Genomic DNA, 13,037 nt, shown 5'->3' on the forward strand with positions numbered 1-13,037 from the left:
CCCCCAAGCGCGTGCTGCTCACCGATGCCGGTGCCGCCCTGCTCCCGCGCGCCCACTCGGCCGCCGCCGCGGGGGCCGGGGCCGCCGCCGCGGGGGCCGGGGGGGGCCCCGGCCCCCGGCTCCTCTGGTTCGTGCCGGGTCAGAACTGCTGCACGAAGTACGGCTCCACGGTCATCCAGCCGTTGCCGCGCGCGCCGTAGCGGGTGCCGTTGTCGCTCTGGGCGAGGGTGTACCAGGAGTCGACGTAGTCGGGATCGTCGGTCCACCAGTCGTCCGGGATGGCGTCCAGCACCGCGTTCACCAGCGGGACGTAGGTGCCCTGGTCCGTGATGGTCAGCAGGGCCGTGACGATGGCCTTGGCGAGATCGCGGTAGTTGGTGCTGCCGTCCTCCTCCATCATCACGGCGTCGGCCAGGTCGTACTTGTAGTTGGACCAGTTGACGAGGATCTGGTTGGGCCGGTAGACGGTGCCGTCGTTGTCGAGGTACGGCATGTCGACGGGGTCGACCCGCACCTGGCCGTCCTGTCCGAAGCCGGTGACGAGGGTGTAGATCTCGGCGTCGCCCTTCACCCAGGGCTCCTCGTCGTCCGAGAGCTCCACCGCGGTGATACGGCTGGTCCAGAAGCCCGCGCCGGCCGCCCGGGCCCGCTGGGACGCGTCCGTCTTCGGCTTCGCGGCCGGGGTGGCGGAGGCGGACGCGAGACCGTACCGGCGGAACTGCTCGTCGAGGACGTGCAGACCGGCGGCCAGTGCCTTGGAGCCGTCGATGTCGACGACGTACACCGGGTGGGCGGGCGTGTGACGGGCGTCGAGGGTGTGCGCCCGGCCGTGGCTGTCGTAGGCGACGACGGTGGCGGTGTCGTCGTCCGAGGTGGCCGGGGCGACCCACGGCGCGGTGCCGGAGGTCAGCGCGGCGCGCATGCTGTCGGACCCGAGACGCAGCCGGAGCAGCGGACCGACCTTCGCATCCAGGCCCTTGGCGGTGGCGATCCGCCGGTCGGCCGCGGCCAGGGTGGCCTTCAGGCCGCCGCCCGCCCGTCCCGCGAGTGCGGTGACGGGAACCTCGTCGGAGGTGAGGGCGGCGTGCTGGACGCGGGCGCGCCAGGCGGAGTCGGCGAGGGAGCGGGCGATGGCGCGGGCGGCCTGGTCCTGCGTCGCGTCGACCGAGGCGGCGGTGGTCGGAGCGTGGGTGGCCGCGGTGGCCTGCAGAGCGCCGGCGGTCTGGCCGGCGGACAGGGCCAGCAGGGATCCCACGAGGGCGGCGACGGTGCCGCGCCGACGGGATTGACGGGGTCTCACTGGGGCGATCCTCCTGATTGCGGGGGACGGATGGTCGCTGTCAGCGGAGCTGGTGGAACTGAAGCGGGTGAAGCGGGGGAAAAGGGGAGAAGCGGGTGTCTATGCGAGTAGATACCCGCCGGTAATGATGGCGTGTGCATGCCTAGCCAGGCAAGGGTCGCGGGGCTCTCCGCCACATGAACAACTGGCGGACCCGGTTGCCCCGTTCCCGCTAGGCTCGGCCCCGCGCCCGCGATCAGCGGGACGGGTGAAGTCCCCTCGCCGCGACCGGCGTTCGGGCTGTCGCCCCCGATCCAGGAGTACGTCGCCGGGACCCGTGCCCCGAGGCGACGTCAGGCGCGCGCACCCCATCGTCCGTGCACCACCCCCCACTCGCGGAGGCCCCGTGACAACCCGCAGACTTGGCAAGTACCTGACATTGACGGCCGTGGCCCTCCTGCTGCTGGCCACGCCGCCCGGGGCCGTCGCCGCCACGGCGGAACAAGCGGACGCACCGACGGCCCCCGCCGTCGCCGACGCGTCCGCCACGTGGCAACCGCCGCTGTCCACCCGCGGGCGGTACATCGTCGACGCCGCGGGCAACCGCTTCCGGCTCAAGTCGGCCAACTGGGACGGCGCGCAGGGCTCCTGGACCGGCAGCGGCAGTACGGCCGACCCGGCCGACCACCACGCAGGCCAGAACTCCTACGGCATCCCGCTCGGCCTGGACCGTGTCCCCCTGCCCCAGCTTCTCGGCGACTTCCTCCGGCTCGGCATCAACAGCGTCCGGCTGCCCTTCTCCAACGAGATGATCCACGGGACGACACCCGTGCCGGACGTCGCCGTCACGGCCAATCCGCAACTGCGCGGCAGGACACCGCTCCAGGTCTACGACGCCGTCGTCGCCGCCCTGACCGGGGACGGCTTCGCGGTCATCCTCAACAACCACACCAACACCTCCCGTTGGTGCTGCGGCATCGACGGCAACGAACGGTGGAACAGCGGCCAGTCCACCCAGCAGTGGGCGGACGATTGGGTCTTCATGGCCCGCCGGTACGCCGACGACCCCGGGGTGGTGGGCGCCGACCTCTACAACGAGGTACGCCGTGACGTGCTGGACGATCCCAACTGGGGCCAGGGCGACGCCCACGACTGGTACGCGGCGGCCCAACTCGCCGCGGACCGCATCCTGACCGAGGCCGATCCCGACCTGCTCATCGTCATCGAGGGGATCAACTGGACCGGCCTGCCGGTCGACGGACTGCCGCACGGCCGCCCCACCCTCACCCCGGCGCGCACGCTCTCGCACACCCTCGTCGCCGCGCACAAGCTGGTGTACTCCGCCCACTTCTACGGCTACACCGGCCCCCACCACAGCGGTGCCACCGGGATCGGCGAGACCCATGACGCCCGCTACCAGGACCTCACTCGCGACCAGCTCGGCCAAACCCTCGACGACCAGGCCCTCTTCGTCGCGGAGGAGGAGAACCAGCACTTCACCGCACCCGTCTGGATCAGCGAGTTCGGCATCGGAGCGGGTGAGACCGGCAGCGCGGCCCGTACCTGGTTCGGCAACATCACCGACTACTTCGCCGACCACGACGCCGACTTCGCCTACTGGCCGCTCGTCGGGTGGGAGGGGCACGACGACTGGTCCCTGCTGCGCTACGACAGCGCCGGCAACCGGTACGGCATCCTCGACCAGGCCGACTGGCGCGGCACCGCGTGGAACCGGCTCATGACCTCCCCGACGCGCACCGGACCCGTCGCGGCGGTCCCCAGCTGGCACATGCTCGCCACCGACCACGGCGACCACGTGCAGTCGCTCCGGGTGCGCGCCGCCGGAGACTGGGACTCGGGCGCCTACAAGGCCGCCTGCCCTGACAGTCAGCGGCTGATCGGGCTCGGCCACAGCGGCGTTCGCGGGCTGTGCACCGACGTCACCGCCGGCGACCTGCGCGCCGCGGGCGACGACCGGACCGCGGTCACCGACGAGCGCCATGTGCCCGCCGGCGGGGACTGGGCCTCCGGATACACCAAGTTGCAGTGTCCCGCGGGGAACTTCCTCATCGGCTACAGCCGTCGCGGCGGCCGGACGTCGGCGGCCCTGTGCGTGCCGGCCCGCGACCCGCTGGGTGGCGCCGGGCGGACCGTATGGTTCGATCGGTCCGACAACCGGCCCGCGGGCGCAGCCGGAGGTGACTTCGCCTACGGCGACTACAAGGGTCAGTGCGCCGACGACGAGTACGCCGCCGGGATCGCCTTCACCACCCGGCTGGGCGCCAGTCAGGGCCCCGCGGCCCTGCTGTGCCGCAAGCTGGGCTGACCCGGCCGCGTAGCACCGGCGCACCTGTGCGGCCCCGTCCCGCGACGCCCGCACAGGTGCGCGCCGTGCCCCTGGGCGCAGGCCGGCGGGAGACCGGCGACGAAGTGGGCGTCGGCGTCGGCGAATCCCGTTGAGATGCGGCGGTCGAGCAGGAAGAGTCCTTGGGCATGGAGTTTCTCTGCTACCACCAGGACCGGCCCGGATCCCTCCCGTTGCGCGGCCGACTGCTCGAAGAACACTGGTCCTACATGGACGGCTACGCGAAGGAGATGATCGCCCGCGGCCCGACCTTCGCGGCCGACGACGACACGCCCACGGGCAGTGTGCACATCGTCGACCTGCCGGACCCCGCCGCCGCCCGCGCGTTCGCCTTCGACGAGCCCGGCTACCAGGCCGGTGTGTACCGGGACGTGCTGCTGCGCCGGTGGCGCAACACGCTGGGTCGCACCATGTGGGACTTTCCCGGTGGCCGCGTCGACGGCAACGGGTACCTGGTGCTCGGCCTCGGCGAGGGGGAGCCCGCCGATCTCGCCCCGCCGGCCGGCCGGGAGGAGCTGATCGCCTACGGGCCGCTGCTGTCCGACGACGGCGCCGCCTGGCTGGGTACGGCGGCGCTGGTCCGGGCGCCGGACCCGGAGGCGGCACGCGCCGTGCTGACGGCGGACCGGTACGCCTGCGTCGAGGTCCACGACTGGAGGTTCGGCGGCCGGCCGTCATGAGGGGACGCCGCACCCTGCCGCCGGTCGGCACTGACCCGTTCGAGTGAAGGCGGCCCGCGGGCCGGTGTGCCGCCCGGCCCGCGGCCCGGCGCCCTTCGGTCTTCCGCGGAGGGCGCCGGCCCCCTTGTTCCCAGGGATGTGCCGGATGCCCCGACACCGCAGGTGGTGACGGCCCGGCGCGGCGTGTCGGTCGAGGACGCCGGAAGTCCTGCCGCGACGGACGGATTCAGGTGCTGTCGGCCCCTCGCTTTTGTGACATCAACTCCTATGCCCATGAGGCGAGTTGAATGTGCGTCGGAATTGCCCCGAGCGTCGTGCGACGGGACTCGTGCGTCCATTCGGGTGTCTGTCGCCGGACTTCTGCGTGTCCGATATTGCAGATAAAGAGATTATCGGTACGTTCACTCACAGATCGGCCGGTGCGGCCGACGTCTCAGAGATAGGGAAAAGCGACATGACCACGCGCAACATTGCGGTGACTGCCACCGTTGCGGCCGCTGCGGCCCTCGTCGCCACGGGCGTCACCTACGCCTCGGCCTCCGCGGCTCCTGAGGCCGCGCCCGTCGTTCAGCAGGTTGCTCCCATGGGTGGCGACAGCGGGCAGTCGAAGGGTAACGAAGGAGGTGGCGGTGGCGACCGTGGTGGCCGTCGTCACTACGAGGGTCACATCGACTTCAACGAGCGTACGTACTCCGCCCGCTCCTGGGGCTGCATCACCGTGGTCAGCGGTCTCGGTTCCCGTAGCTTCAACGTCCGCAACGACAGCCACAAGACCGTCGAGGTCTTCCGTGGCGCGACCTGCGACAACGGCTCGCCGCTCGCCACGGTCGGCCCGTGGAGCACCAGCAACGGTGTCGTGCCCTTCCGCGTCCACGGTGGCGTGAAGGTCAGGGACGGCGTCGTGGGCAGCTTCCGCGTCGTCGAGGACCACCACGGTGGTGGCTACGGCGGCGGCGACCGCGGTGGCGACGGTGGCGGGTACGGCGGCGGCGACGGTGGCGGCTTCCGCGACTAGTCCTCACGGGAGCGTCCGCACCACAGGGAGACTCCGGCCCGCTGCAATCGGGCCGGAGTCTCCGGCATGTGGTGAGGCTTCCAGGGGCGCCGGCGTGGAGGCCCGAGCCTGCGGGGAGCCGTGCGTCCGGTAAAACCTGTTACGCCATACTAAGTGTTCTTCGGCCGTTCCGCGTGTCGCTCCGCCCGGACCCGGGCATCCGTACTTCCCGGTCTGTTCTCGCCGCCGCGGAATCGCCAAATAGGATGATTGTTTAGCAGACCATATGCGCGTCGAAGTCTCGGGTCGCGATCTGGTGCTATCACTGTCGACGCAGTGTCCATCAATCGTGAGAGTGCTATGAAACTACTGTCCAAGGTATTCAGGCAGCCGAAGAACTCGGCTGACGAAGTGATGCTGCGACTCCTCGAGGAAAGCGCCGAGGACGCGGGTTACTGGGCGGGCCGCATGCCGCGGGAAGCCGCCAGACTGGTGCGGAGGGTTCGGATCTACACCCTTGCCTCGGCGGGGCTCAGCCTCACCGCGGGACTGCTCGTCTGGCCCGCGATCGCCGAATCGTCGCAGTTCGGCGCGCAGGTGGTCGTCTCCGCCCTGTCGGGATTCGCCGCGCTCGTGATCGTCGCCCCCCATGCCAGCGGCCTCAGCGACCGCGCCGACGAAGCCATCAAACTGTGCAGTGCCTACAGCGCCGTCTACGGTGATCTGCTGGAAGCGAAGAGCCGTCTCGATTCGGGATCCACGGCAGACTTCTCGCACGCGGCGGAGATCTTCCGCCGGTTCCAGCACATCCAGGAACGCAAAGACAGTCTCGCACTTCAGGCCGGGAACGGGGGGATGGTGGCGGCGATCGCCCGGGTCAAGGAGACCGGGCGACCGGCACGCATCATCTCCGGCAGGGCGTGGCAGGCCGAACTGCCCCCCGCGCCCTATGCCCTGGAGAGCGGCTCGGCGCGGGACCGGGAGGAGAGGACGGTTCCGGCCGCGCTCACGCACACACCGACGGGCCGGCTCCCGGCGGCTCAGACGCCGCCCGATCCCGACGCCTCGACGCGCGGCGCCGACATCCCCGCCCCGCACCGGATCCGGAGCCGCGGGGAAGCACCGGCGGCGGACCTGCACAGAAGATGACCCGGGGTGTGACTCCGCCTCCGCGACGCCGGTGACAGGGCGCCGTGCCGGAAACCGACCGGGAGGCGGCGTTCGGGGCCGGACCGGCGCACCCGGCCCTTCCCGGCGTACGGGAGGCGCGGTGCCGCGCCGCAGACATGGCCGAGTGCGGAACCGCTCGTGAGGGCCCCCGTTGCGCAAACGGGGGCCCCGGTCATGAGAACACCTGCTACCCCGCTCGGCCGCGGGGCGTTGGCGGGACCGGGGGACGGCGCCGGTACGGAAGTGTCGCGCGGACGTCTTCGCCGACGCGCGGGGCCCGGTCACAGGCTGGTGCTGTGGCCGCACAGATTCGCCGGGGTTGGAGGATCAGGGCCATGGTGACGAGCGGCTGGCCTCCCCGCCGGATGCCTTGCCCACTACAGACCTTGCCTCGTTCGCGTCGCCGACACGGCAGTAGGGTGAAACGGTGACCTCCTCACCGGAAGACTCGCGGCCGCCGATCGGGGAAGACGACCGCGATACGGCCGTGCGGCGCCTTCAGGAGGCGTACACCGAAGGGCTCATCCCGCACGAGGAGTTGGATGAGCGCCTCCACCGGGTGCTCACAGCCGAGGCGCACAGCGAGCTCGTGTCGGCTCTGGGCTCACTCCCGCCGGAGCGGCCGGGCACCACGTCAACGATCGCCGCCGCCGGCGGACGGATTCAACGGTGAGGCGCATGGCGGGTACCTCGGATCCTCAAGGTCGAGTCCGCGTATGGAAGGGTGCGCCTGGCTCTGTCCCGGGCGATCATGGAGCGTCCGGTCGTCGACATCGAGCTGCAACTCGGGACCGGCGGGGCCAGAATCACGGTGCCTCGCGACGCGGTCGTTGACGTCGAGGGTCTGCGCACGGAGTGGAAGGACCTGCGCTACAAGGTCCCGCGACGTTCCCGCCCCGGCGGGCCGACGATCCGAATCTCCGGAACCATGGGGTTCGGACGGTTGAAGATCCGCCATGCCCGGCGCTGAAGGCCCGTCCGGTACCAGGACGACACGTCCGGCACTTCGCTCCCGGCCACCGCGGGGACCGTGGCGGCACAGGTTCGGCGGCTTGGTCGGGCGGCGGCTCTGAGCGGACGTCCGACCCAGCGGATGCCCTGTGCGGTCGCGGCACCGGCCGCGGCAGGCTCCTGGCCCGGCCCCTACACCCGGTCGAGCCAGAGCACGATCCCCGTCAAGCCGTGGAGCACGGCCGCCACGCCCGCCCTGACGGCGGCCGCGCAGCGCCGGTCCGTGAACGAACGCGCGTCGTAGGTCGACGACATGCCGAGGCCCTCGCCCCGGAAGGACGCGCCCGACCAGTCGACGGCGGTCACGTTCCCGGTGGGCTCGGCCAACTCCGCGCCCACGACGAGGAACTGCTGCGCGAGATGGTTCGGGGTGACCATCGCGAGCGGGTCGATCAGGTCGTTGCCCGCGCTGATGACGAGGTCCGGCCGCATGGCGAGAGCCCTGGTCGCGCTCGGGACCAGGTCCGAGGGGTCCGAGGCGGTGATGGTGCGCAGCGAGACGTGTTCGGCCCGGGCCCAGGACCTGACCGCGCTGACGAGCGTCCTGGTGGGGCGGTCGTGACCGGAAGTGAGCAGCACGACGCGGTAGTCCTTCGGCGGGTGGACACCGTTCCAGGAGCCGGGCCGTGGCGTGGTGGTCGCCTCGGGCTGGGGCCGTCGGGAGGGGTCGACGAATCCGGCACCCAGGGCGCCCACGGCGGTGGGTCCGGGGTGCGGACCTGACCAGTCGTCGCCGGCACCGCATCCGGTGAGCAGCGCGGCGACCGCGGCCAGTGCGGCCAGGACGCTGAGCGGAGGGCGCAAGGTGATCGTCCTTCGGGTGGTGGCGGGCGGAACGCCCCCATCCTGCTCTCCCGGGGGCGGGTGTTCCGGCCCCGGAGGCCTCGTTCGCATGCTTGTTCTTGTGGGGTTCGCCGACGCGGCGGTACGAGTTCACCGATGACATGGACGGTGCACGGGCAACCCGAAGGAGCACCATGTCACGACTGTTCCGCCGCGCCCTCCTCGCCCTTGCCGCAGCGGTGATCACCCTCCTGTGCGTCGGCGGCCCCGCCCTCGCGCACGGATTCAGCTCGACCGTGTACGTCCATGTCACCGAGGGGGACGGGGGCCGCCTGCGGACGGCGGTGGACGTCGAGTACGACCTCTTCGTCGTGTCCGCCGCCGACTTCGAGCACGACGATCCACTGTTCCGTTCCGGCACCGCCGCGTTCGACGCGGGAGACGCCGCCGAGCAGGCCGCGGCACTCCGTGCTCACTCCCGGCCGGCCGTGAAGTACGTGACGGACCGGTTCTCGGTCACCTCGGGCGGGACGGCCTGCCGCGCCACGCGTACGGGGGACTTCACGATCGGCCGCCGCGAAGGCGTGCCCTACGCGGGACTGGTGCTCGACTGGTCCTGCCCGGCGGAGAGCGCCGACCACACCGTACGCAGCGGACTCTTCCCCGACGGGGAGCACTACGTCCGCGACGCCAAGACGATCGTCACCTACGAGGTCGGCGGCCGTTCGGGCAGCGCTGCGCTCGACGGGGAGCATCCCTCCTTCTCGATCGGGCAGGCGTGGTACGAGCGGTTCTGGGAGTTCTTCCGCCTGGGCGCGGAGCACCTGCTGACCGGCATCGACCACATCCTCTTCCTGCTGGCGCTCATCGCCGGTTCGCGGCGGCCCCGCGAAGTCGTCCTAGCCGCCACGAGTTTCACGCTGGCGCACTCGGTGACCTTCCTGCTCGCCGCCCTCGGAGTGGTGGACGTGCCTCCGGCGGTGGTGGAGCCGGTCATCGCCCTGTCGATCGCGGTGGTCGCGGGCTGGTACCTGTGGCGCGTCTGGCGGCGTGGCGACGCGGCGGCCGACCTCGGGACAACGGGAGAAGGCCACTTCGGCCTGGACCGCGCGGGCTGGACCCGGCTGGGTGTCGTGTTCTGCTTCGGCCTCGTGCACGGGCTGGGATTCGCCGGCGCCCTGGGCATCCACGACGCGTGGTCCTGGACCCTGCTGTGGTCGCTGCTGGTGTTCAACATCGGTATCGAGGCGGTGCAGTTGGCCATCATCGGCCTCGTCTTCCCGCTCCTCGTGCTGATCCGCCGTCAGGCGCCACGGACCGGTACCTGGACCACCGGCACGATCTCCGCGGGCGTCGCGGCGATGGGTCTGCTGTGGTTCGTGCAACGCGTGTCCACCGTGTGAGACCAGCGCAGACATCCTGCGCTGTTCAGTCAACCCGGAGATCGCATTTAACTTTTCTTTACCCGGGACAGAGAGCTTGACGATCTCCACATCATGCACATCTCTCGTGCACAGAAGGAACACAGCAATGAGATCGAACCACTCCGCGCGGACTTCCGAGCCCGCGCAGCGCCGTATGGCCCGGGGGGCCGCCGCGGCGTTCCTGGGTCTGACCGTGGCCCTCGGCTCCGGCCTGGCGGCATCCCCGGCCTCGGCGGCCGGCACCGACGCGGTCACCGGCATCGTCCTGGGTGTCGGCGCCAACGAGTCGCAGCGCACGGTCACCTGGTACACCTCCGCCGACACCGCGCAGAAGGTCCAGATGGTCCCGACCGCGCAGCTCGCCGGCGGCGACTTCCCGGCCGACGCGGCGACCTTCGACGCGACCGGCGCGGCGAACATCGCGACGAGCGGTGGCTTCAACCGGCACGCGACGATCACCGGCCTCAAGGAGAACACCGCCTACTCCTACCGGGTCGGCACGGAGGGCAACTGGTCCTCGGTGTACTCCTTCAAGACGCAGGACTTCGAAGGCAACTACGACTTCCTGTTCTACGGCGACCCCCAGATCGGCTCGTCCGGCGACCTCGCCAAGGACCAGGCCGGCTGGCAGGACACCCTGGACGTCTCGCTGGCGGCCAACCCGAACGCCGAACTCCTGGTGTCCGGCGGCGACCAGGTCGAGACCGCGAACACCGAGTCCAACTGGAACTCGTTCCTCGCCCCCGACAAGCTGCGCCAGTACCCGTGGGCCGCCACCATCGGCAACCACGACGTCGGCGGCAAGGCGTACGAGCAGCACTTCACCACGCCGAACACCGACCGCTCGGGTTCGTACTACTCCAACGGCAACCCGGCGTCGAACACTTCGGGCGGTGACTACTGGTACATCTACAAGGATGTGCTGTTCATCGACCTGAACAGCAACAGCTACAACCCGGCCACGGGTGGCGGCGGCGACGCGGCGCACATCAACTACGTCTCCGACGTCATCGACAAGCACGGCTCCGAGGCCAAGTGGAAGGTGCTCGTCTACCACCACTCGATCTACTCGCCGGCGTCCCACGCCAAGGACGGCGACAACAAGACGCGGCGGACGGACTTCCCGACCACCTTCTCCAAGCTCGGCGTCGACCTGGTGCTCCAGGGTCACGACCACAGCTACTCCCGCAGCTACCTGATCAAGAACGGTGAGAAGGCGAACCCGGCCGAGCAGCCCGGTGCCGCCGACGTGTACCCTGGCCCCGGCGGCGTCCTCTACGTGACGGCCAACTCCTCCTCGGGCTCGAAGTACTACGACATCACCGCTCCGGACAACAGCGGCACCAGCGGTGCGGGCAACGGCGCCGACCCGCTGAACCCGAAGAGCTACTGGTACAACTCGGTCCAGAACCAGGAGCACGTCCGCTCCTACGTCAAGGTCCAGGTGCGCAACGACAAGCTCGTCGTCGAGAACCTGCGCAGCGGTACGTGCGCGGCCCCGAACTCCGAGGTCGAGCACGGAATGTCGTGCAGCAACACCAGCGCCGGCCAGCCGGTCGGCTCGACCGTCGACAAGGTCACCGTGCACCCCTTCCACGGCGACAAGCAGGACCTCCAGGTCAACGTGCCCAACCCGGCCCCGGGCGAGTTCGGCTGGACGATCGACGGCTACAACGGCCTGGTCGACCTCGGCACCGCCAAGGAGCAGAACGGCGACCACTTCACGGCGACCGGCAAGATCAACCCGCTGCTCGTCTCCGACAGCCGCCGTTCGCTGGCCCCTTGGTCCATCTCGGCCAACGTGAGCGACTTCCGGGACGCCGACAAGACGTTCTCGGGCGCGAACCTCGGCTGGACGCCGTTCGTCCTCGACGGCGGCGCGGGCGCCAAGGCCGGTGACCCGGTGGCCTCCGGCTACGACGACCAGGGTCAGGGTCTGGCCCTCTCGCGCGCGCTCGGCTCGGCCGAGCAGGGCCACCCGCGCGGCGAGGCCCGCCTCGGCGCCGACCTGGATCTGAAGATCCCGGACAGCGTCGAGAAGGGCGGCTACCGCGCCACCCTGACGATCACCGCGCTCAGCAGCTGATCCGACCCGTTCCACCGGGCGGGGTGGGCACCTTCCGGGTGTCCGCCCCGCCCCCCTCCCAGGAGATCCCCGACATGCACCCGCCCGTATCGCGCCGTACGACCACGGCACTCGTCCGCGTCGTCACCCTGACCCTGCTCATGGCCTGCGCACTCGTCGGCCTGCGGGCCGTCCCCGCCGAGGCGGCCGACGGCGACGTCACCTGGACGGTCAGGACGGCCGCGAACGGGTACGGCGACGACCGCTCCAGCTTCAGCTACGGGGTCAACCCCGGCGGCCGGATCAAGGACGCCATGGTCGTCGCCAACCACGGCAAGACGCCGCTCACCCTCGCCGTCTACGCCGCCGACGGGTTCACCACCGACACCGGCCAACTCGACCTGGTCACCAAGGACAAGAAGTCGGTCGCCGTCGGCAGCTGGGTCCACGCCGACCACGCCACCGTCGTGGTGCGCCCCGGCAAGTCCGTCGACGTACCGTTCCAGATAGCCGTGCCCGGCAACGCCTCTCCCGGTGACTACGTGGGCGGCGTCCTCACCTCGCTGCGGCAGTCCGACGACGCGCAGGGCATCAACGTGGACCGGCGCCTCGGCATCCGGGTCAAGCTCCGGGTCAGCGGTGAACTGAAGCCGCGTCTCGCCGTCGAGGACCTCAGCGTGGACTACACCGGGACGGCCAACCCCTTCGGCACCGGCGACGCCACCGTCACGTACACGATCCACAACACCGGCAACGCCATCCTGTCGGCCCGTCAGACCGTCTTCACCACAGGGCCCTTCGGTTGGTGGCGGGCCGACGCGGGCACCGTCCCGGCGCCCCCGGAACTGCTGCCGGGCGAGCACTGGAAGGTCGAGGTGCCCGTGCACGGTGTGACCCCCGGTGTCCGGCTGACGGCGACCGTGAACCTCGTCCCCCTGCTCACCGACGCCTCGGGTTCCACCACGTCGCTCAAGCCGGTCCGGGCCACGGCGGACGCCTGGACCGTCCCCTGGTCGCTGCTGCTGCTCGTCGTGCTGCTGGCTGCCGTGGCGGTCGGCGCGTTCCTCCTGGTGCGCCGTGGCCGGGCCCGGCGCAGGCGCCGCGAGGACGCGCGCGTCCGCGACGCCGTCGCGCAGGCGCTGAACGCGAAGAAGGAAGAGGTCGGGTGAACGCGGTGGGGGGGGGGGGGGGCGGCCCGCCCGCGGCGGCGGCGGCGCCGCGCGCCGCCGGCCCCCCGCGCCCGCCGGGCCGCGCCCGGCCGTGAGG

At 71.0% G+C, this 13,037-nt stretch carries 10 protein-coding genes and 1 pseudogene; 9 read left to right on the forward strand and 2 right to left on the reverse strand.

Translation table 11 applies throughout. The features are described 5' to 3' along the window. A partial coding sequence (locus tag ACFV2J_RS38265; RefSeq protein ID WP_385443064.1) for a hypothetical protein occupies positions 1-200 on the forward strand: 200 nt, incomplete at its 5' end. On the opposite strand, the gene ACFV2J_RS38270 is transcribed toward ACFV2J_RS38265, so the two are convergent. Then, the gene (locus tag ACFV2J_RS38270; RefSeq protein WP_385094735.1) at positions 140-1,300 is read right to left on the reverse strand and encodes a DUF3103 family protein; all 1,161 of its coding nucleotides are present in this window, start codon (positions 1,298-1,300) and stop codon (positions 140-142) included. The genes ACFV2J_RS38265 and ACFV2J_RS38270 overlap by 61 nt on opposite strands. A 385-nt stretch (positions 1,301-1,685) precedes the next feature. Between ACFV2J_RS38270 and ACFV2J_RS38275 the strand changes: the two genes are divergently transcribed. The 5 genes and pseudogenes from ACFV2J_RS38275 (at position 1,686) to ACFV2J_RS38295 (ending at position 7,458) form a co-directional block, all read left to right on the forward strand. Then, on the forward strand, positions 1,686-3,605 hold the full coding sequence (locus ACFV2J_RS38275) for a glycoside hydrolase family 5 protein (RefSeq protein ID WP_385094732.1): 1,920 nt from the start codon (positions 1,686-1,688) through the stop codon (positions 3,603-3,605). Positions 3,606-3,772: 167 nt separating this feature from the next. Beyond that, complete coding sequence (locus ACFV2J_RS38280; RefSeq protein ID WP_385443068.1) at positions 3,773-4,324, forward strand: YciI family protein; 552 nt, start codon at positions 3,773-3,775, stop codon at positions 4,322-4,324. A 454-nt stretch (positions 4,325-4,778) separates the two neighbouring features. After that, the gene (locus ACFV2J_RS38285; RefSeq protein ID WP_385443070.1) at positions 4,779-5,339 is read left to right on the forward strand and encodes a hypothetical protein; all 561 of its coding nucleotides are present in this window, start codon (positions 4,779-4,781) and stop codon (positions 5,337-5,339) included. Between the two features lie 390 nt (positions 5,340-5,729). Then, entirely contained in the window at positions 5,730-6,467 is a 738-nt protein-coding gene (locus ACFV2J_RS38290) for a hypothetical protein (RefSeq protein ID WP_385443073.1), read from the forward strand. A 448-nt stretch (positions 6,468-6,915) separates the two neighbouring features. Then, positions 6,916-7,458, forward strand: a pseudogene (locus ACFV2J_RS38295) (DUF1707 domain-containing protein). Positions 7,459-7,631: 173 nt separating this feature from the next. Here ACFV2J_RS38295 and ACFV2J_RS38300 read toward each other — a convergent pair. Continuing rightward, the gene (locus tag ACFV2J_RS38300; RefSeq protein WP_385093722.1) at positions 7,632-8,303 is read right to left on the reverse strand and encodes a hypothetical protein; all 672 of its coding nucleotides are present in this window, start codon (positions 8,301-8,303) and stop codon (positions 7,632-7,634) included. A gap of 173 nt (positions 8,304-8,476) precedes the next feature. Between ACFV2J_RS38300 and ACFV2J_RS38305 the strand changes: the two genes are divergently transcribed. From ACFV2J_RS38305 to ACFV2J_RS38315, 3 genes are all read left to right on the forward strand, one after another. Further along, positions 8,477-9,685, forward strand: a complete 1,209-nt coding sequence (locus ACFV2J_RS38305; RefSeq protein WP_385093725.1) for a HupE/UreJ family protein — start codon at positions 8,477-8,479, stop codon at positions 9,683-9,685. 127 nt (positions 9,686-9,812) lie between these two features. Then, positions 9,813-11,792 carry a fibronectin type III domain-containing protein gene (locus ACFV2J_RS38310; protein WP_385093728.1) on the forward strand — a complete coding sequence of 660 codons (1,980 nt, stop codon included), beginning with the start codon at positions 9,813-9,815 and terminating at the stop codon, positions 11,790-11,792. A gap of 74 nt (positions 11,793-11,866) precedes the next feature. Then, entirely contained in the window at positions 11,867-12,940 is a 1,074-nt protein-coding gene (locus tag ACFV2J_RS38315) for a WxL protein peptidoglycan domain-containing protein (RefSeq protein WP_385443078.1), read from the forward strand. Positions 12,941-13,037 lie beyond the last annotated feature (97 nt).

The sequence above is a fragment of the Streptomyces sp. NPDC059668 genome (assembly GCF_042734135.1).
Lineage (GTDB): Bacteria > Actinomycetota > Actinomycetes > Streptomycetales > Streptomycetaceae > Streptomyces.